The 19,709-nt window shown below is 28.5% G+C and carries 18 protein-coding genes, 1 pseudogene and 1 riboswitch; of the genes and pseudogenes, 15 read left to right on the plus strand and 4 right to left on the minus strand.

Going from position 1 to position 19,709, the window contains the following annotated elements:
- Positions 1-303: 303 nt before the first annotated feature.
- Positions 304-1,407, minus strand: coding sequence for a DEAD/DEAH box helicase (locus ACRDDE_RS11395; RefSeq protein ID WP_438627410.1), 1,104 nt, complete (start codon positions 1,405-1,407; stop codon positions 304-306).
- A 272-nt stretch (positions 1,408-1,679) separates the two neighbouring features.
- Complete coding sequence (locus ACRDDE_RS11400) at positions 1,680-2,384, minus strand: MurR/RpiR family transcriptional regulator (RefSeq protein WP_438627412.1); 705 nt, start codon at positions 2,382-2,384, stop codon at positions 1,680-1,682.
- 73 nt (positions 2,385-2,457) lie between these two features.
- Here ACRDDE_RS11400 and ACRDDE_RS11405 point away from each other — a divergent pair, with 73 nt between their 5' ends.
- Both ACRDDE_RS11405 and ACRDDE_RS11410 read left to right on the plus strand, forming a co-directional pair.
- Positions 2,458-3,072 carry a hypothetical protein gene (locus tag ACRDDE_RS11405; RefSeq protein WP_024620020.1) on the plus strand — a complete coding sequence of 205 codons (615 nt, stop codon included), beginning with the start codon at positions 2,458-2,460 and terminating at the stop codon, positions 3,070-3,072.
- Between the two features lie 33 nt (positions 3,073-3,105).
- Positions 3,106-4,449 carry a PTS sugar transporter subunit IIC gene (locus tag ACRDDE_RS11410; protein WP_438627414.1) on the plus strand — a complete coding sequence of 448 codons (1,344 nt, stop codon included), beginning with the start codon at positions 3,106-3,108 and terminating at the stop codon, positions 4,447-4,449.
- 31 nt (positions 4,450-4,480) lie between these two features.
- On the opposite strand, the gene ytaF is transcribed toward ACRDDE_RS11410, so the two are convergent.
- Together ytaF and ACRDDE_RS11420 are read right to left on the minus strand one after the other, a co-directional pair.
- Positions 4,481-5,104, minus strand: coding sequence for a sporulation membrane protein YtaF (ytaF, locus tag ACRDDE_RS11415; protein ID WP_438627416.1), 624 nt, complete (start codon positions 5,102-5,104; stop codon positions 4,481-4,483).
- A 105-nt stretch (positions 5,105-5,209) separates the two neighbouring features.
- Positions 5,210-5,530 (minus strand): DUF1540 domain-containing protein, encoded by a 321-nt coding sequence (locus ACRDDE_RS11420; RefSeq protein ID WP_419742521.1) that lies wholly within the window; start codon positions 5,528-5,530, stop codon positions 5,210-5,212.
- A 407-nt stretch (positions 5,531-5,937) separates the two neighbouring features.
- On the opposite strand from ACRDDE_RS11420, the gene ACRDDE_RS11425 reads away from it, so the two are divergent.
- The 13 genes and pseudogenes from ACRDDE_RS11425 to ACRDDE_RS11485 form a co-directional block, all read left to right on the plus strand.
- Positions 5,938-7,446: a DUF1846 domain-containing protein gene (locus tag ACRDDE_RS11425; protein WP_438627418.1), complete on the plus strand. Its 1,509-nt coding sequence runs from the start codon at positions 5,938-5,940 to the stop codon at positions 7,444-7,446.
- Positions 7,447-7,519: 73 nt separating this feature from the next.
- The gene (gene dinB / locus ACRDDE_RS11430) at positions 7,520-8,605 is read left to right on the plus strand and encodes a DNA polymerase IV (protein WP_438627420.1); all 1,086 of its coding nucleotides are present in this window, start codon (positions 7,520-7,522) and stop codon (positions 8,603-8,605) included.
- Between the two features lie 139 nt (positions 8,606-8,744).
- Positions 8,745-10,142 (plus strand): MATE family efflux transporter, encoded by a 1,398-nt coding sequence (locus tag ACRDDE_RS11435; protein ID WP_438627422.1) that lies wholly within the window; start codon positions 8,745-8,747, stop codon positions 10,140-10,142.
- A 119-nt stretch (positions 10,143-10,261) separates the two neighbouring features.
- The gene (locus tag ACRDDE_RS11440) at positions 10,262-10,975 is read left to right on the plus strand and encodes a phosphatase (protein ID WP_438627424.1); all 714 of its coding nucleotides are present in this window, start codon (positions 10,262-10,264) and stop codon (positions 10,973-10,975) included.
- Between the two features lie 101 nt (positions 10,976-11,076).
- Complete coding sequence (locus ACRDDE_RS11445) at positions 11,077-12,306, plus strand: 30S ribosomal protein S1 (RefSeq protein ID WP_438627426.1); 1,230 nt, start codon at positions 11,077-11,079, stop codon at positions 12,304-12,306.
- Between the two features lie 139 nt (positions 12,307-12,445).
- Positions 12,446-12,557: riboswitch (TPP riboswitch) on the plus strand.
- Between the two features lie 94 nt (positions 12,558-12,651).
- The gene (gene thiS, locus ACRDDE_RS11450) at positions 12,652-12,846 is read left to right on the plus strand and encodes a sulfur carrier protein ThiS (RefSeq protein ID WP_438627428.1); all 195 of its coding nucleotides are present in this window, start codon (positions 12,652-12,654) and stop codon (positions 12,844-12,846) included.
- 1 nt (position 12,847) lies between these two features.
- Entirely contained in the window at positions 12,848-13,651 is an 804-nt protein-coding gene (gene thiF, locus ACRDDE_RS11455; RefSeq protein ID WP_438627430.1) for a sulfur carrier protein ThiS adenylyltransferase ThiF, read from the plus strand.
- A 13-nt stretch (positions 13,652-13,664) separates the two neighbouring features.
- On the plus strand, positions 13,665-14,441 hold the full coding sequence (locus tag ACRDDE_RS11460; protein ID WP_438627432.1) for a thiazole synthase: 777 nt from the start codon (positions 13,665-13,667) through the stop codon (positions 14,439-14,441).
- Between the two features lie 2 nt (positions 14,442-14,443).
- The gene (gene thiH, locus ACRDDE_RS11465) at positions 14,444-15,559 is read left to right on the plus strand and encodes a 2-iminoacetate synthase ThiH (RefSeq protein WP_438627434.1); all 1,116 of its coding nucleotides are present in this window, start codon (positions 14,444-14,446) and stop codon (positions 15,557-15,559) included.
- Positions 15,547-16,134: a thiamine phosphate synthase gene (locus tag ACRDDE_RS11470; RefSeq protein ID WP_438627436.1), complete on the plus strand. Its 588-nt coding sequence runs from the start codon at positions 15,547-15,549 to the stop codon at positions 16,132-16,134. Before thiH ends, ACRDDE_RS11470 begins: the two co-directional genes overlap by 13 nt.
- A gap of 169 nt (positions 16,135-16,303) precedes the next feature.
- Positions 16,304-17,617: an aminotransferase class V-fold PLP-dependent enzyme gene (locus tag ACRDDE_RS11475; RefSeq protein WP_438627438.1), complete on the plus strand. Its 1,314-nt coding sequence runs from the start codon at positions 16,304-16,306 to the stop codon at positions 17,615-17,617.
- Positions 17,618-17,670: 53 nt separating this feature from the next.
- Entirely contained in the window at positions 17,671-18,123 is a 453-nt protein-coding gene (locus ACRDDE_RS11480; protein ID WP_438627440.1) for a DUF2383 domain-containing protein, read from the plus strand.
- Positions 18,124-18,254: 131 nt separating this feature from the next.
- Positions 18,255-19,655: pseudogene (locus tag ACRDDE_RS11485) on the plus strand (MATE family efflux transporter); the annotation flags it as partial.
- Between the last annotated feature and the right edge of the window lie 54 nt (positions 19,656-19,709).

Raw genomic sequence — 19,709 nt, forward strand, 5'->3', positions numbered from 1 at the left:
CGCGTAATCTTTTTTATTTTACGTGGATTTAAGTGGTGGTTGATATTTAGTTTGTGCTTGGGTCATAAAGCTGAGAAAATGCTTTGAATGACCGCTGCGCTACAAACTAAGTATCAACCACTTTTTGTTGTGCAAAATAAAAAAGGATTACGCTTGTGCGGTATGAGATAAAGAGATAAGGGAAGATGCTTTAAATGACCACTTCGCTGAAAACTAAATATCAACCACTTTTTGTTGTGTAAAATAAAAAGAATTACGCTTTTACAATATAAAATAAAAAAGAAGTGCTTTTGCACTTCTTTTTTATACTTCTCTTCTTGGAATTTCCATTTCGATAGCTTCTTCTATTTCTTTTAGTGTATTGTGATCTTTAGGATCAACGAACATACAAGTGTAACCTTCTTCACCAGCTCTTCCTGTTCTTCCTATTCTGTGAATGTAAGTTTCAGCATTTTCAGGAATATCATAGTTATATACATGAGATACACCACTTATGTCCAACCCTCTTGAAGCAACATCTGTCGCTATTAGATATTGTATGTCTGCATTTCTAAATGATTTCATTATTCGTTCTCTATGAGATTGTTTTATATCACTATGAAGTTTAGCACAGTTGTATTTTCTTCTGTGTAGCACTTCTTCAAGTTTATCAGCTCTAGCTTTAGTTCTACAGAAAATTATTCCCATGAATGGATTGTCTGAATCAAGCACAGAACATAGTGCATCTTGTTTTCCTCTATCTGTAGTTTCAACTACATTTTGCTTTATATTAGTTAGAGTTATTTCTTCCTTCTCAATACTAACTACAGAAGGATTATTCATATATTTATATGCTAATTTTTTTACTGCAGAATCCATTGTTGCAGAGAAACATAGCATTTGACGGTTTTTAGGAGTTTGTCTAAGTATTGTTTCAACTTCAATTCTAAATCCCATAAATAACATTTGATCTGCTTCATCTAAAACTATTACTTTTAATTTACTAAGGTCTATAGTTTCTCTCTCAATATGATCTAATAATCTGCCTGGAGTAGCTATAACTAGATGAATATTCTTTTTTAATTTTTTTAATTGTGCACCTATATCTTTTCCACCATACATTGCTAATAAATTTATATCAGTATTCTCACAAAGTTTTTCTGCTTCTTTTGTTATTTGTATAGCAAGTTCTCTAGTTGGAGAAACGATTAAAGCTTGTACATGTCCAAGTTCAGGTGAAATATTTTCTAGTATAGGAAGTAAAAATGCTAAAGTTTTACCAGTACCTGTTTGAGCTTCAGCGATTATATCATTACCAGATTTTATAAGTCCAACACTTTCCTCTTGGATAGGAGTAGGGCTAGTTATTCCCATTATTTTTAATTTTTCTATCGTATTATCATTAATTCCTAATTCTTTAAAATTCATATTATTTACCTCTCAAAATATTGCTAATTTAATTTAAGACAACCTATTAATAATATCATAATAAGGTTATTAATTCTAACTATATTATAAATTATGGTCATAATTTTATGAATATATATGCAAAAGTTTAATATTTGAGTAAAACTGTAATAAAAAAGTCCTAAAATAAGAACTTTTTTAATAAAATGTTTTTTATTTGAAAACTTTTTTCTAAACACTTAAAAAATATTTAAAAAAATTAAAAAAAATATTAATATTATTTTAATACAAAATTAATCAATATTGCTTATTATACACTCAAATAACAATAAAACTTCAGAGAAGAATGTATTAGGTGGATTTTTTAAATTTGGGAATTTTTCAAAACCTTTTAAAATTATAGGAAAATCAGAAAGTTTAGCAAGCGTAGAATTTTCATTACCAACAAAACTAATTATTTTAATATCATTATTTTTAGCTGTTTGAACTACGTCTAATATACTAGAGCTTTCACCTGAATTTGATATAGCTATTAGTAAAACATCTTTAGAGTTAGCTTTATCTAAAAGTTGTAGATGAGTATTAGCTATACATTTAAATCCATTTATGACAAAACGCTCGCTCATATAATTTGCAATCATTTGAGAATACCCGACTCCTAGTAACATTATTAATTTATTTTTAGATTCTTTTAGTATTTGAGATAAAGGAACTAAATTTAAGTTTAGTTGGTTATATGCATTTGAAAATATATCTACATTAGTATCTGTATCATTAGATTTGCTAGAGTAAGATATATTGTAAATCATATCTGAGTAACCTTCAAAACCTAGTTTTTTACAAAGTTTATATATAATAGTTGTTGAAGTAAAGTTGTCCTGAGCAACTTTTCGTATACCTATTTTTTTCAAGTTATCAATATTATCATATAGATATTTTAAAATATTTTGTTCTATTTTAGATAGTTGGTACTTATCACGAAGATATTCAAAATTCATATTTAACCACCTCAAAGGCTATTATATATGAATTTTAAAAAAATATAAATAAAAATATATGGAGGTAGACATCATGGCTGAAAAATTTATAAAAGATCCATGGGCAAGAATAAAAACTCGTAATGGATTAAATGGAGATGAGGTTATATCATCACTTCAAAAGTCAATAAGAAGAGGTTTAGAGGAGCAAGCTTGTGAGTTTGCATATGAAATGTACATAACATCACCTCAGATGGAAGAGAAACTGTGGAGAAGATTATTAACTATAACTGTAGAGGATATAGGTATGGGAGACCCTATGGCATGTACTATAGTAAATAATTTATATGAAATGAGAAAACAATTTTCTTATGCAGATGGGGATAGACCAATATACTTTATACATGCAATAAGATATTTATGTAAATGTCAAAAAGATCGTTCGAGTGATTTATTAAAAAATATAGTTATAAAGGGATTTGCAATGGGAAAAATACCTGAAATTCCAGATTATGCACTTGATAAGCATACTGTAAGAGGGGCAGAAATGGGAAGAGATTCATTCCACTTTTTAAATGAGGCTAGCAAAGTTATACCTCAAATGGAAGTAGATAATGACTACAAAGAGAGATATGGAAAGATATTAGAGATATATAAACCAGAAGATGCAGTAGAAAGTGCATTCCAATATAATCCTTGGCAAGAATAAAATCTAGAATTTATAAAAAGGGAGATTGTTTAAATGGGACAAAGTAAGCTTTTAGATAAATTAGATAAAGTATTATCTCCTATTGGAGCTAAAATTGGGAGTCAAAGACATTTAAATGCTATTTCAACAGGTATGATGATGACATTACCATTGATAGTAGTTGGATCGTTATTTTTAATAATAGCAAATCCACCTATAAATCCTGAGCTAGTTGATCCTAATAATAGTAATGTATTTATACAATTCTTACTATCGTGGAAAGAATTTGCAGTTGATAATTACTCGACTATAACAGCTCCATTTGATATGACTATGGGTCTTCTTGGATTAATGTCTGCATTTGCAATAGCTTATACATTAGCTAGTAACTACAAGATGAATGCAGCTATGTCTGCGCTCATATCAACATCACTATTTTTTATGATTTGTGCACCTAGCAATGATGGAAATATACCAATGTCATTTTTAGGGGCAGATGGACTGTTTGTAGCTATTATAATAGGAATTACATCAGTTGAAATAAGTAGGTTAGTAGATAAAATGAATTGGAAGTTTAACTTGCCTAGTTCGGTTCCTTCTGCTGTTTCATCTTTTATAAACACATTAATACCTCTTTTATTAAACATAGTTGTGTTATATGGGCTAAATGTAATTATAATAGCAAATACAGGGATGAGTTTACCTCAGTCTATAATGAGTATACTTACTCCAGCTCTTAGTGTAGCTGATAATATATGGGGATACTTGATGCTTATTACATTTGGAAATCTTTTATGGTTATTTGGAGTAAATGGTACATCTATAATATTTCCAATAGCATTTGCATTAGGGCTTAGTAATACAGGTCTAAATTCAGATTTAGTTGCAGCTGGACAAGATCCTAATATTTTAATGAATTTACAAATGTTTAGAATAGCAATTTTAGGTGGAGCAGGAAATACATTGGGACTATCTATTTTAATGGCTAAAAGTAAATCTACACACTTAAAATCATTAGGTAGATTATCTATTGTGCCTGGTATATGTGGAATAAATGAACCTATAATATTTGGAGGACCTATAGTTTTTAATCCTATACTTGCAATACCATTTATAATAACTCCGATTATATCACTATCACTTACATATTTTGCACAAAAGATAGGCTTTATAACTTGTGGTTATATAGTAGATCCATCATTTACACCATTCTTTGCACAAGCATACTTATCATCTATGGATATTAGAAATATTATATTTGTATGTGCATTAGTATTAATAAGTGTAGTTACATATTATCCGTTCTTTAAAGTATATGAAGGAAATATGATAAAGAAAGAATTAGAAGAAACTAATGAAGATGAAGATTTTAGTTTTGATGAAATAGATTTTGCATAAAAATAAAAAGAGAAGCACTATGCTTCTCTTTTTATATAAAACGAATGAATGCTAAAACAATAAGCATTAATCCAGAAAGCCAAGAAAGATTTAAATCTACTTTCTCTATAAATTTTTTACCTATACGAACGCCTATAAAAAGGCAGCAAGTTCCTATAACAAAAGATAGTATAACAACCTGTAAATGATTTATTGATACCAAACTACTACCAAATCCAACAGCTAAACTATCTAATGAAAGAGCAACTGCTAAATATACAGCTTCTTTAAGTGTAAGAGTTTTGGACTTGTCATAATCAGCCTTAGTTTCATTAGCATAAATCTCTAAAACAAATTTAAAGTCAAATACTTTAAAAGTCAAAGGTGCGCCTACACTAGAAAATTTTCTAACGTATGTTTTGAAAAAAGATTCAAATAATCTAAAAAAACCAAGCGATAACAATAATGCAAAACTTAAAACACTTGCAGTATTTGGAGATAAAAAATCTTTTAAAAATCCACCGAGAGCTAAAGATATGGCAAGAAATAAAGAACAAACAAAATTTATTACTAAATTAGAATAAAAAGGGATTTTTATTCTATCGGTCCCATAAGCTATACTAGCTACAAAAGTATCTATGCATAAAGAAGAAACTAAAATTAACGATTCTATCAACTGAATTCACCCCTAATATATAAAATGATTAATAATATATTATTAAATTAGGGACAAATTAGTGACTACACAAATATTAAAGGCACCTATGAGAGGTGCCCTTAATTAATATTCATAATTACTGTTAAAATATCTTTTTATAAATGTTTCACAAGTATTATTTAAAGAGTTGATTTGAACATCTGAAGATTTACAAGCACCATTAAAGTTGTATGTACAGTTAGAAGCACTGCAAATTATATTTTTAGAAGAAGTTTCACTTTCACATACAGAACTTGTCATTTTAGCAGAACTATCTGCTTCAACAAATGTTTTACAGTAAGTTTCAGGTGTAATGTCAGCATCGAATCCTTCTATATGAATTACAGACGCAGAGCATACTCCGCTATTATTAAAAGTACAGTTTGTAGATAAACACTTAATCAAAAAAACACCTCCCACTACAATATAAATATATTATTGAGTCAAGCTGGAAAAAATATACTGAAAATTTAAATAGAAATTAAAAAAATATATTGCAAATAGTTCTTAAATGATTTAGAATAGTAAGTCCTAAGATAAATAGATTAAACATTTAGTAGATATTTTGATTAAACTAGCTCATTTGGAGTTAGTTTTTTTTTATTGATTTTAGAAAATACACTAGAAAAATATAAAAATTTATGATATTATTTTACTTTAAATTGGGTTATAGTTATATATGATATGAAATGGATACGTGAAAACTTAAGACTATAATCTATTTATATTATTTTTTTATTTATTTAATTTAATTTTAATTTATTTTTTGAAAAATATCTACTAAATTTACAATTTATCTAGGAGGAATAACAATGAAAATAGGATTTGATCACAAAAAGTATTTAGAAGAGCAGTCTAAATATATCTTAGAGAGAGTTAATAACTATGATAAGTTATACTTAGAATTCGGTGGGAAGTTAATGTTTGACCTTCACGCTAAAAGAGTTTTACCAGGATTTGATGAAAATGCAAAAATAAAAGTATTACAAAACTTAAAAGATAAACTAGAAGTTGTAATATGTGTTTATGCAGGTGACATAGAAAGAAATAAAATAAGAGGAGACTTTGGTATCACTTATGATATGGAAGTTTTAAGATTAATAGATGATTTAAGAGTATATGAACTAGATGTTAACAGTGTTGTTATAACAAGATTTGAAGGACAACCTGCAACAACAGTTTTTATAAATAAATTAGAGCGTAGAGGTATAAAAGTATATAAACACGCTCCAACAAAAGGATACCCAAGTGATGTAGATACTATAGTTAGTGATGAAGGATATGGAGCAAATCCATATATAGAAACAACTAAACCTATAGTAGTAGTAACAGCACCAGGTCCAAATAGCGGAAAATTAGGAACTTGTTTAAGTCAGTTATACCATGAAAATAAAAGAGGAAATGAAGTTGGATACTCTAAATTTGAGACATTCCCAGTTTGGAATGTACCATTAAAACATCCTTTAAATATAGCATATGAAGCTGCAACAGTAGATTTAAAAGATGTTAACATGATAGATTCATTCCACCTTGAAAAATATGGGCAAATGTCAGTTAATTATAATAGAGATTTAGAATTATTCCCTGTTTTAAAGAAAATAATAGAAAAAATAACAGGAAAAGAATCTGTTTACCAATCTCCAACAGATATGGGTGTTAACAGAGTAGGATATGGAATAGTTGATGATGAAGTAGTTCAAGAAGCTTCAAGACAAGAGATAATAAGAAGATACTTCAAAACAGCTTGTGAATATAAAAAAGGACAAGTTGATAAAGGTGCTTACGATAGAATTAAACTTATAATGGAAGAATTAAATTTAAAGCCAGAAGATAGAAAAGTTGTAATACCAGCTAGAGAATATAGTGCTAAATTAAAGGAAGTTTCTAATACTCCTAACGATATATGTCCAGTAGTTGCATTAGAACTTAATGATGGAACTATACTTACAGGAAAAGCTTCAGAAACTATGAATGCAACAGCTGCAGCAGTTTTAAATGCTATAAAACACTTTGCAAATATAAATGATGATATGCACTTAATATCACCTGTAGTTTTAGAGCCAATCATAAACTTAAAAGCAAATACTTTAGGAAATAGAAATGTTGCTTTAAGTTGTGAAGAAATTTTAACAGCATTAAGTATATGTGCAGTTACAAACCCAACAGCTCAAGCAGCTATGGAAAAATTAAGTATGTTAAAAGGTGCTCAAGCACATTCAACTACTATGTTAAGTTTAAATGATGAACAAACATTTAGAAAATTAGGGGTAGACACAACTTCTGATCCAGAATATCCATCAGCTAACTTATATCAAAATTAATTACAGATATATAACCGTATTGTAAAATTACAATGCGGTTTTTTTATGAATATTTCATTAAGGAGGTGCTTTAATGGACAGTGAAAGAAAAATAATTCATATAGACATGGATGCATTTTATGCATCTGTAGAGCAAAGAGATAATCCTAAGTTAAAGGGAAGACCTGTTATAGTAGGAGGAAGTCCAGAAGGAAGAGGAGTAGTTGCTACATGCTCATATGAAGCAAGGATATTTGGAATACATTCAGCTATGCCATCTAGTGTAGCCTATATACGCTGTCCTCATGCAATTTTTGTACCTCCAAGATTTGAAGTATATCAAAAAATATCGTATCAAATAAGGGAAATATTTAAAAGATATACTGATATAATAGAGCCTTTATCTTTAGATGAGGCGTATTTAGATGTAACTACAAATAAAAAAGGAATAAAGTATGCTACAACAATTGCAAAACAAATAAAAGAAGATATAAAAAATGAAATAGGAATAACAGCATCTGCAGGTGTATCTTATAATAAATTTTTAGCTAAAATTGCATCAGATTATAAAAAACCTAATGGTCTCACAGTTATAACTCCAGATAAAGCTCAGAAATTTATAGATGATTTGCCTATTAATAAATTTTTTGGAATTGGGAAGGTAACTTCTAAGACTTTAAAAATGATGGGTATAAAAAAAGGATATGATTTAAGGAACATGAGTTTACTTCAATTAGAGCAGATATTTAAGAAAAAAGGATATGATATGTATAATTTTGCTAGAGCAATAGATAATAGACCAGTTCAAATTAGTAGAGAAAGAAAATCTGTAGGAGCAGAAAGTACTTTTATTTCCAATGTATACTTTGATTCCGATGAATTAAATGAACATATAAAAGATGTTGTAAAAGACGTCTGTAATAGACTAGATTATATTAATAAATGTGGAAAGACTATAACAGTTAAAATAAAATATGCAGATTTTAAACAAATTACAAAAAGAAAGACATTAGAATCTCCAATATATACATATGACGATATATTCAAAAATACAAATATTTTAATAGAGAAAGTAAAGAATAAAGAAAAGCAAATTAGATTAATTGGAGTAACTATCTCTAATTTATTAGAATGTGAAAAAGAAGAATATCATAATATATCATTGTTTGATAAACTATAAAATAGGTATATATATACTTGGAAAATATTAACATATAGTAAATATGTTAACAAACTTAAATATTTTAAAGTTAAATATTTAAGTTTGTTAATGAATATGATATTATATAAAATAATAAATTTAAAAATGGAGGTCGATTATGGGGAAACAAGCTACAGATTTAGGCAAAGGTAGTGTTGGAAAATTATTATTTCAATTAGCCTTACCCGCTATAATAGCTCAGCTAGTTAATGTTTTATACAATATAGTTGATAGAATTTTCATAGGAAGAATGCCCAATGGTGAGTTAGCAATGGCTGGTGTTGGAGTAGCATTTCCAATAATAATGATTGTTTCAGCCTTTAGTGCATTAGTAGGTATGGGGGGCGCTCCGCTAGCTGCTATAAAAATGGGGGAAAAAGATAATGATGGTGCAGAAAAAATAATGACTAATAGTTTTTCTATACTAGTAATAATAGCAATTATATTAACTGTATCTCTTTTAATTTTTAAAGAAAATATACTTTGGGCTTTTGGAGCAAGTAAAGATACAATAGGATATGCAAATGATTATATTGGTATATATCTTATAGGAACTTTATTTGTGCAAATTGGTTTAGGTCTTAATCCTTTTATAAATACTCAAGGTTTTGCTAAAACAGGTATGATAACAGTATTAATTGGAGCGATAATAAATATAGTACTAGATCCGATTTTAATATTTGGATTTAATATGGGAGTTAAAGGAGCAGCTTTAGCGACAATAAGTGCACAGTTTGTTTCTGCAGTATGGGTTTTATTATTCTTAGTTGGAAAGAAAAGTGTTCTTAAAATTAGAAAACAATATATTATTCCAAGTTTAAAAGTTATTGGACCTATTTTACTTTTAGGTGTATCACCATTTATAATGCAAGCAACTGAAAGTTTAGTAATTATATCTATGAATAACAATCTTGCTAAATATGGTGGAGATTTAGCTATAGGTGCAATGACTATAATGAGTAGTGTTATGCAAATAATATTACTACCTATGATGGGATTAACCCAAGGTGCACAACCTATAATAAGTTTTAACTATGGAGCGGATAAGTTAGATAGAGTTAGAAAAACATTTAAACTATTATTAGTAAGTTGTTTAGTTTACACAACTATAATGTGGGGAGCTATAATGATATTCCCACAAGTATTTGTATCTATATTTAATAGTAATCCTCAACTTGTAGAAATAACTGTATGGAGTATGAGAATTTATTTTGCGGGAATATTACTATTTGGAGCACAAATTGCTTGTCAGCAAACATTCCTTGCTTTAGGCCAAGCAAAAATATCTATGATATTAGCTTTACTTAGAAAGATAATATTATTGATACCATTAATATTTATATTACCAATGTTCTTTGAAAATAAATTACAAGGTGTATTAACAGCAGAGCCAGTTGCAGATATAACTGCAGCAATTGTAACGATAATATGCTTTAGTGTATTTTACAAAAAAACTTTATCTATAGGTCATGCGATACAACCAACAGTAGAAATTGCAAAAACTAAAGATGAGTAATTTAAAAAGCTATGGTAAATAAAATTTACCATAGCTTTTAATTTATATAAATTTATTATATACATATAAATAAAGGGTATATAATAAGAAGAGATAGTTAAAAGATAGGAGGATTAAATATGAATGCAATTATAGATTTACACTGCCATACTATTGCAAGCGGACATGCATATAGCACGATTAAAGAAAATATAGATGAAGCAAAATCAAAAGGATTAAAGTATGTAGGTGTATCAGACCATGCTCCTAATATGCCTGGAAGTACACATCCTTTTTATTTTGGGAATTTAGGCGTTATAAAAGAAGAAATAAATGGAGTTAAAGTATTAAAAGGAATAGAAGCTAATATAATGGATTTTGATGGTAATATAGATATTCCAAGTGACGTAGTTGGAAAATTAGATTATGTTATTGCTAGCTTCCATCCACCATGCATAACCCCTGGAAACATACATGAAAATACAAAAGCAATATTAAATGTAATGGAAAATGAAGAGGTGAAAATAATAGGACATTTAGATGATAGTAGATATCCTGTTGATTATGAAAAAGTTGTAGTGAAGGCCAAGGAAACTAATACTTTATTAGAGATAAATAACTCTTCATTAAGACCTAATAGTTTTAGAGTTGGAGCAATAGAAAATGCTAAAGTTTTATTAAACCTTTGTAAAAAACATGAAGTAAATGTGATTTTAGGTAGTGATGCACATATATACTATCAAGTTGGTAGTTTTGAAAATTGTACAAAAATACTAGAAGAAGTAAATTTCCCGGGAAATTTAGTGGTGAATTTTAACGAAGAATATATAAAAGAATATTTTTTTGGTAAGTAAAAACAATTAATAATATCAAATAATATATCGTTAGTGATATAATAGTATATGATTAAATACAAAAATTATATAAACGTTTACATAGGAAGGGATGAAGTTTAATGGAGAACAATCAAACTATGCAAGAACTTTTAGAGCAACAAGAAAAAGAAATGAGCAGTATAAAAATAGGTCAAACAGTAAGCGGAAAAATAACTAAAGTATTATATGATGAATTACATTTAGAATTAAATTATGGATTTGAAGGAATTATATCTATATCTGAACTTATATTAGCTAAAGATGAAACAATAGAAGAGAAGTATAGTGTTGGACAAGAAATAAGTGGAGAAATAACTAAGATAAATCGTAAAGATGGAACAATGTATTTATCAGCTAAAAAAGCTGTTATTGAAGCTACTAGAAAAGAGTTAAAAGAGGCTTTAGATAACCATACTATATTAACTGTCCATGTAGAAAGAAGCATTGAAAAAGGACTATTTGCAAGTTATAAAACAGAAACTATATTTATACCGTTATCTCAAATAGATGTTACATTTGTAAACAATACAGCTGCATATGTAGGGCGTGATTTAGAAGTTTACATGATAGAAATGGATTTAAGAAGAAATAGAATAGTTGCATCTCATAGAGAAGTTGCTCATGAAAGAGTAGAAGTTGAAAAGGCAGCTAAAAGAGCAAAAATGAAAGCTGATAGAGAAGCTGAGAGAGATAGAGTTAAGCAAGCTAAAGAGGATTTATTTAACTCTCTTGAAGTAGGACAAAAAAGAAGTGGTAAAGTAAGCAAAATAATGAACTATGGAGCATTCATAGATTTAGGTGGAATAGAAGGATTAGCACATATAAATGAATTAGCTTGGCATAGAGTAGAATCAGTTGAAGATGTAGTAAAAGAAGGACAAGAAGTAGATGTATATGTTATAAAAATAGACAAAGAAAATAAAAAAGTAGGACTAGCTATAAAAGATATAAACAATGATCCATGGAATTCTGTAAAAGAAGAAATGCAAGTTGGAGATATTGTTAATGTTAAAGTTTTAAAACTTATAGAAAGAGGAGCTTTTGTAGAGGTTAAACTTGGAGTGGAAGCATTCTTACCAATATCTCAATTAAGCGAAGATAGAGTTATGAAAGTATCTAATGTTGTTAATGTTGGAGATATAATAGACGTTATGATAATAGATATAAAAAATAAAGATAAAAGAATGGTTGTATCATTAAAAGAGGCTACAAAAGAACCTGAAGAAGACTATTCTGAATTTTTAGAGGTAGAAGAGTCATTAGGATCTTTAGGAGATTTATTTAAAGACAAATTCAAAGATTTAAAATAAAATAAATTATAAAAATAGTATCTAGTATTAACTAGATACTATTTTTTACGCCAAAAATAAAAGCATGCATAAAAATACATGTATTAACTTTTTATTGAATATAAAAAAATACTATGATATACTCAACTTGTAAAAATGAATAGAAGGCTAGGGGAGCTATAATTGGATAGTTGAGAAGTAAAGCCATAACTTTCATACCCTAAAAACCTGATCAAGGTAATTCTTGCGTAGGGAAGCTTAATATAGTAAATAAGCATTATTTTTGATGCAGATGAAAGCGTTCTCTAAAAAGAGGACGCTTTTTTGCGCTCAAGCAAAGCGAATTTTGAGCTTAAGGAGGAATATATGAAGGTAAATGGGAAAGAGATTTATTTAAAACAGGGTACTACGATTTTAAACTTACTAGAAGAATTAAAACTTAAAGTTGATAATGTTGTTGTAGAGGTTAATCTAGATATCATTGAAAATCATCAATATAGCTCATATATATTAAAGTCAGATGATATTGTGGAAGTTATAAGGTTTGTGGGAGGGGGTTAAAGTGAAACTATTTATAAATGAAACTTTAGAAATTTTAAATGAGAATAAAGTAAGTATTAATTTTATAAAAGATCGATTTAAAAAAAATGCAGATGTAGTTATTTTAAATGGATACCCTATTTCAGAAAATAAACTTTTAAAAGATGGAGATAGAGTTACATTAATAAAAAAAGGAGAAATTCCTACATTTGAGGAGTTAGAAAGTTTAATGGTAGCAAGGCATACTCCAAATATACATTCTAGTTTAAAAAATGGTAAAGTCATTGTTTTAGGACTTGGAGGTCTTGGTTCTAATATTGCTATATCACTTGCAAGAATAGGGGTTGGACATTTAATATTAGCAGATTTTGATGTAGTTGAACCATCTAATTTAAATAGACAACAATACTTTATAAGTGATATAGGTAAGTATAAAACCGATGCAATTAAAAGTCATATAAAAAATATAAATCCATTTATAAAAATAGATACTGTAAATAAAATTATAGATTCCTCAAATATAAATGAATTTGAGGATGTAGATATTATAATGGAGGCATTTGATAACCCTAGATACAAAGTTGAAATTGCAAGTTTTGTATTAAAGAATATGAAAAATAAATACCTTATTTCATCATCTGGAATGGCAGGTTTTTATGATTCTAACATAATAAAAACAAGAAGGATAAAAGATAAATTTTTTATATGTGGAGATGAAGTCAGTGAAGCAAAAGAAGGGGATGGGCTTATGGCACCTAGAGTATCTATTTGTGCAAACCATATGGCTAATCTAGCTACAAAGATATTGATAGAATACATAAAATAGAAGGGGGATAAAAATGGATAAATTAGTATTAGGGGGACATGAGTTTAATAGCAGACTGTTAATAGGAACGGGGAAGTATGGCTCAAATGAGATTTTGCCAAAAGTTATAGAATCAAGTGAAAGTGAGATTATAACTGTTGCATTAAGAAGAGTTGATTTAGATAATAAAGATGAAAATATTATAAGTCATATTCCAAAAAAAATGACTATACTACCAAATACTTCAGGTGCAACAAATCATGTTGAAGCAGTTAGAATTGCTAGGATAGCTAGAAAAATGGGGTGTGGAAATTTCATAAAAATAGAAGTAATAAGTGATTCTAAGTATTTATTACCAGACAACGAAGAAACTATAAAAGCTACTAAAATTTTGGCAGATGAAGGATTTATAGTATTGCCGTATATTACACCAGATTTATATGCAGGAAAAAAACTTGTAGAAGCTGGAGCAGTAGCAGTTATGCCATTAGGAGCACCAATTGGATCTAATAGAGGACTTAAGATGAAAGAAATGATAAAAATTATGATTGATGAAATAGATATACCAATAATAGTTGATGCAGGAATAGGAAAGCCTTCACAAGCTATGGAAGCTATGGAAATGGGAGCAGCAGCAGTATTAGTAAATACTGCAATATCTAGTGCTCAAGATTCAGTGAAAATGGCAAATGCATTTAAATTAGCTGTCGAAGGTGGAAGAGAAGCATATCTAGCTAAGGCTGGTAGAGTTACAAATTATGCAAATGCATCGTCACCTTTAACAGGATTTTTAAGCGAGGTAGGTGTTTAGGATTGAGTTTTTATAAAGTTATAGATTCATATAAAGATTTTAATATAAATTGTTATTTGGAAAATGTAAGAGATGAAGATGTTTTAAGAAGTCTACAAAAGGATAGTTTAGATGAATATGACTTATTAAACTTACTATCAAAAACAGCAACTAAGTACCTTGAACTAATGGCCCAAAAGGCAAATGAAATAACAAATAGATATTTTGGAAAAACTATACTTTTATATACACCTATGTATATTTCAAATTTTTGTGTAAACAAATGTGTATACTGTGGTTACAATATAGATTCTGATATAAAGAGAAAAAAACTAAATGCAGATGAGATATACAATGAAGGGCTAGCTATATCTAAAGATGGATTTAAACATTTATTACTTTTAACAGGAGAAAGCAAAATTCATTCAGATGTAAAATATATAGGAGATGCTGTTTCTGTTTTAAATGATATATTCCCATCTATAACAATAGAAGTTTATCTAATGGATGAGGATGAATATAGATATTTGTATGAAAAAGGAGTTGAAGGTATCACTATATATCAAGAAACATACAATGAAAAAATATATAAAAATGTTCACTTAAAAGGACCTAAATCTAATTATAAATATAGATTAGATGCTCCAGAGAGAGCTGCAAAATCTGGAATGAGAAGTATATCTATAGGTGCTTTATTAGGTCTTAATGATTTTAGAGAAGAAACATTTTTTACCTTGATGCATGGAAGGTATATAAGAAGCAAATACCCTCAAGTTGATGTATCATACTCAGTACCGAGAATAAGACCTTTTAAAGGGTGTTATGAAAATCTGATAGAAGTTAGTGATAAGGATTTGGTACAAGTTATGATAGTCATGAGGTTGTTTGATAATCAAGGTGGAATAAATTTATCTACCAGAGAAAGATTGGCTCTAAGAAAAAATTTAATTCCTCTTGGAGTTACAAAATTAAGTGCGGGAGTATCTACTAATGTAGGAGGACATTCATCAGATGGAGAAGGAACAGAACAATTCAAAATAAGTGATGAAAGTAGCGTATTACAAATAAAAAAAATGCTTAATGATATAGGGTACCAACAAATATTTAAAGATTGGGAAAGATTTCAATGTACCTTATAACTAACAGACATTTATGCAGTTATAAAAGATATTTAGAAGTATTAGAGGAAGCATCATTTAGTGGTGTTGAAAATATTATATTAAGAGAAAAAGATTTAAAAAATGATGAGTTAAAAAACTTGTATTTTAAAATTAGAGAACGTGTAAATAAAGAAACGAAAATTATAATAAATAGTAATTATGAAGTTTTCAACTTAGTAGATGCTGATGGAATACATATGCCGTTTGATATGTTTAAAAATTTAAAAGATAAACTTGAATATAAAGAAAAAATTATTGGAGTATCTACGCATAATATAGAAGAGATTATTGAGGTGAAAAAATATTCAGTTTCGTATTTAATATTTTCTCATATATATGAAACTAAGTGTAAATTTAATTTAAAGCCAAAAGGAATAAGGTTACTAAAAAAAGTTCAAAGTGAATTAAATGGATGTGATATAAAGTTAATAGCACTAGGAGGAATTCTACCAAATAATGCGAAAGAAACTTTAAATTACTGTGATGATATCGCAGTTATGTCTAGTATTATGGAATCAGATAATGTAAAAGATACAATTAAAAGTTTTTTATAAATAGAGGCTATCCTAAAACCATTGAATAAATGGGTATAGGATAGTCTTTTTACGTTTGAAATTTACATGTAAATAGATAGAATAAAAGCACATTATGAACTAATTTTGAATACTATTAATGAAGAGTTAATATAAATATTTTTAAATTTGTTTTTTAGGGGGAAAATAAATGTATAGAAAAGAAGTCAATTATAGACCTATGTTTGATGGAGTGGATTTAACCATAAAACTAGGAGATGGAGCATATGCAACACCTATATGCTTTGACAATGGAGCGACAACACCTCCTTTTAAATGTGTAGACAGAGAAATTTTTAAACATATGCAAATGTATGGATCTATAGGTAGAGGTAAGGGGCCAAAATCAGAGTATTCAAATAGAGTTTATGAAAAATGTAGAGATTATGTTAAGGAATATTTTAACTTAAAAGATGATGATCGATATACTGTAATATTTACTAAAAATACAACTGAAGGAATAAATTTATTAGCAAATGCATTGATAAACAGCAAGTATGATAAAGTTATTACTACAAGAATGGAGCATCACGCTAATGATCTCCCATGGAGATACTATGCAAATGTTATTTATATAGATGTAGATAATCAAGGAAAATTAAAAGTAGATGATATAGAAGAACAATTAATTAAAAATAGAGGCGAAGTTAAGTTTGTAAGTGTAACTGGAGCATCTAATGTAACAGGATATGTAAATCCAATACATCATATAGCTAAGTTAGCGCATAAGTATGGTGCTAAAATTATTGTAGATGCAGCTCAATTAGCTCCTCATAGAGAAATTAATATGAAAGGAACTGGAAATGATGACGCTATAGATTTTTTAGCATTATCTGCTCATAAAATGTATGCACCATATGGAACTGGAGTAGTTGTTGGACTTAAAGAGGATTTAGAAGATAAAGAACCATTTTTAAAAGGTGGTGGAGCTGTAGATTTAGTTTTTGACTATGATATTTACTGGAGCGAATTACCGTCAAGATTTGAAGCTGGAACTCCTAACTATTTAGGCGTTGTAGCTATGTATACAGCTATGAATAAACTAAAAGAAATCGGATTTGATAAAATTCAAGAACATGAAGAATTACTTAAAAATAGACTTATAAAAGGTCTTGAAGATATTGATAGGGTAGTACTTTATGGAGACTCAAATGACAAAGATAGATTAGGCGTTATTACTTTTAATGTAGACGGTATAAATTTTGATTCAGTAGCTGATAGATTATCATATATTAGAGGGATTGCAGTAAGACAAGGAGCGTTTTGTGCACACACTTATGTAAGAAGATTACTTGGAATAGATGACGCAGAAGCTCAAAAACTATTAAATAGAGATTGTAAAGTAGCTGGTATGGTTAGAGCTAGTTTAGGACTTTACAACACAACCGAAGAAGTAGATGAATTTTTAAATACTATGGAATTTATGATAAATAGATGCAGACACTTTGAAAATAATATATTTTAATTTATGTGAATAATATAAATCTTTGGTAGAAAACTAAGGATGAGGTGATAATTATGGATAAACATGATGAACTTATAAAAGAGCTAAATAAGTTTTTAAGAGGCGTTCATATGGGAGCAGACACATTTAGAGTTTATCAAGATAAAGCTGAAAATAAAGAATTAAGAAGTGAACTTACAAAAAGTATGGTAATATTTAGAGAACAAGACGAAAAAGTAAGTTCATATATAAAACAACTTGGTGGAGAACCAACTACTTCATTAGGTGTAGCTGGAGAAATGGCAAGTATGTTTGAAAAATTAAAGGATATGTTTATAGATGATGACAAAGAATTAATTAAACATACTATAAATGCTATTGATATGGGAATAGAAGGTGGAAACAATTTATTACATTCATATAAAGATGAACACCTAGATAAAAGTATATTCCAGCATTTAAATGAAATGGTTAGTCAATATAAGGTTATGAAAAATAAATTTGAAATAATGTACAAATCACTTTAATAAAAAGCTTGATTATATTTTATATAATCAAGCTTTTGTTATTTAAAATAAAAAATAATATAGCAAAAAAATTGATTAATAGATATTATTATTAGGTATAGCTAAATGTCAGAAAATTATTTAAGAAAAGAGGTGTACAGATGAAAGAAAGGATAGATTTAACAGAGGGGAAAATTACAGAAAAGCTAATAAAGTTAGCACTTCCTATAATGGGTACTTCTTTTATACAAATGGCGTACAATATGATAGATATGATCTGGGTAGGAAAGGCTGGAAGCAGTGCTGTTGCAGCAGTAGGTACGGCAGGATTTTTTCCATGGTTAGGAATGGCACTTATAGCTATATCTAGAGTTGGAGGCGAAGTTCAAGTAGCTCAAAGTATGGGAAAAAATGATATTGAAAGCACTAAATTGTATATAAAAGCAGCTATAGAAGTTAATATAATATTGGCTATTTTATATACTTTAATATTGCTTGTATTTAAGGATGGTCTAATCGGATTTTTTAATCTTGGAGATTCAGACGTTATAAGGATGTCTAAAGAGTATCTTGTTATAGTAGCTATAGGAATGATATTTTATTTTATAAACCCAATATTTACAGCTATATTTAATGGAATGGGTAATAGTAAAACTCCATTTAGAATAAATACCATAGGACTTATAACGAATATTATATTAGACCCACTACTTATAATAGGTTTTGGACCAATACCTAAATTAGGAGTAGCAGGAGCTGCTATAGCTACAGTTTTCGCTCAAATTGTAGTTACAGTATGTTTTATAGCAATGATTATAAAGCGAAACGACCAGTATTTTAAAATTATGTTTTTTAAGAATATAAACTTTGAATATTATAAGGCGTTGGTTAAATTAGGTATGCCAGTAGCAATACAAAGTGGTATGTTTACCATATTTTCAATGCTACTTGGAGTAATTGTAGCATCGTGGGGACCAGTAGCTATTGCAGCTCAAAAGGTTGGGGCTCAGATAGAAGCTATTTCTTGGATGACTGCAGATGGGATAGCTGTGGCGTTTAGTAGCTTTTCGGGTCAAAACTATGGAGCCAACAAAAATGACAGAATAAATAAAGGGTTCAAGATAACTCTCATAATTGCTAGTTTACTAGGTATATTAAATACATTAATTTTAATATTTGGAGGGAAATCTATATTTACTATATTTATAAATGAAACTGAAACTATAACTGAAGGAACCAAATATTTAAAAATATTAGGTTATTCTCAGTTATTTATGTGTGTAGAGATAATAACATCAGGAGCATTTAAGGGTATAGGAAGAACGTATATACCATCTATTGTAGTAACTGTATTAACGGGGGCAAGGGTTCCTATAGCATATTTTTTATCAAGTCCAGAAATTTTAGGTTTGAGTGGAGTTTGGTGGAGCATAACCATAACTAGCATAATAAAAGGAATACTTATGATAAGTGTATACTTATATTTATTGAAATCTAATAAACTGTACAGAGACAATAAACATGATATAAAAACTAAAACAATATTAAGATGATAAAGTTAAAAGTGCTAGTTAATATAATTAGCACTTTTTGTATACCTTATTAAC

This window comes from Paraclostridium sp. (genome assembly GCF_051656405.1).
Taxonomy (GTDB): domain Bacteria; phylum Bacillota; class Clostridia; order Peptostreptococcales; family Peptostreptococcaceae; genus Paraclostridium.

What these genes read in the sequence shown, in the direction of transcription:
- ACRDDE_RS11410 (WP_438627414.1), top strand. Translation starts at nt 3,106, where the DNA reads ATGGGACAAAGTAAGCTTTTAGATAAATTAGATAAAGTATTATCTCCT.
- thiS (WP_438627428.1), top strand. Translation starts at nt 12,652, where the DNA reads ATGAAGGTAAATGGGAAAGAGATTTATTTAAAACAGGGTACTACGATT.
- ACRDDE_RS11395 (WP_438627410.1), bottom strand. Translation starts at nt 1,407, where the DNA reads ATGAATTTTAAAGAATTAGGAATTAATGATAATACGATAGAAAAATTA.
- ACRDDE_RS11405 (WP_024620020.1), top strand. Translation starts at nt 2,458, where the DNA reads ATGGCTGAAAAATTTATAAAAGATCCATGGGCAAGAATAAAAACTCGT.
- ACRDDE_RS11400 (WP_438627412.1), bottom strand. Translation starts at nt 2,384, where the DNA reads ATGAATTTTGAATATCTTCGTGATAAGTACCAACTATCTAAAATAGAA.
- ACRDDE_RS11475 (WP_438627438.1), top strand. Translation starts at nt 16,304, where the DNA reads ATGTATAGAAAAGAAGTCAATTATAGACCTATGTTTGATGGAGTGGAT.
- ACRDDE_RS11425 (WP_438627418.1), top strand. Translation starts at nt 5,938, where the DNA reads ATGAAAATAGGATTTGATCACAAAAAGTATTTAGAAGAGCAGTCTAAA.
- ACRDDE_RS11435 (WP_438627422.1), top strand. Translation starts at nt 8,745, where the DNA reads ATGGGGAAACAAGCTACAGATTTAGGCAAAGGTAGTGTTGGAAAATTA.
- ACRDDE_RS11480 (WP_438627440.1), top strand. Translation starts at nt 17,671, where the DNA reads ATGGATAAACATGATGAACTTATAAAAGAGCTAAATAAGTTTTTAAGA.
- ACRDDE_RS11445 (WP_438627426.1), top strand. Translation starts at nt 11,077, where the DNA reads ATGGAGAACAATCAAACTATGCAAGAACTTTTAGAGCAACAAGAAAAA.
- ACRDDE_RS11440 (WP_438627424.1), top strand. Translation starts at nt 10,262, where the DNA reads ATGAATGCAATTATAGATTTACACTGCCATACTATTGCAAGCGGACAT.
- ACRDDE_RS11460 (WP_438627432.1), top strand. Translation starts at nt 13,665, where the DNA reads ATGGATAAATTAGTATTAGGGGGACATGAGTTTAATAGCAGACTGTTA.
- dinB (WP_438627420.1), top strand. Translation starts at nt 7,520, where the DNA reads ATGGACAGTGAAAGAAAAATAATTCATATAGACATGGATGCATTTTAT.
- ACRDDE_RS11470 (WP_438627436.1), top strand. Translation starts at nt 15,547, where the DNA reads ATGTACCTTATAACTAACAGACATTTATGCAGTTATAAAAGATATTTA.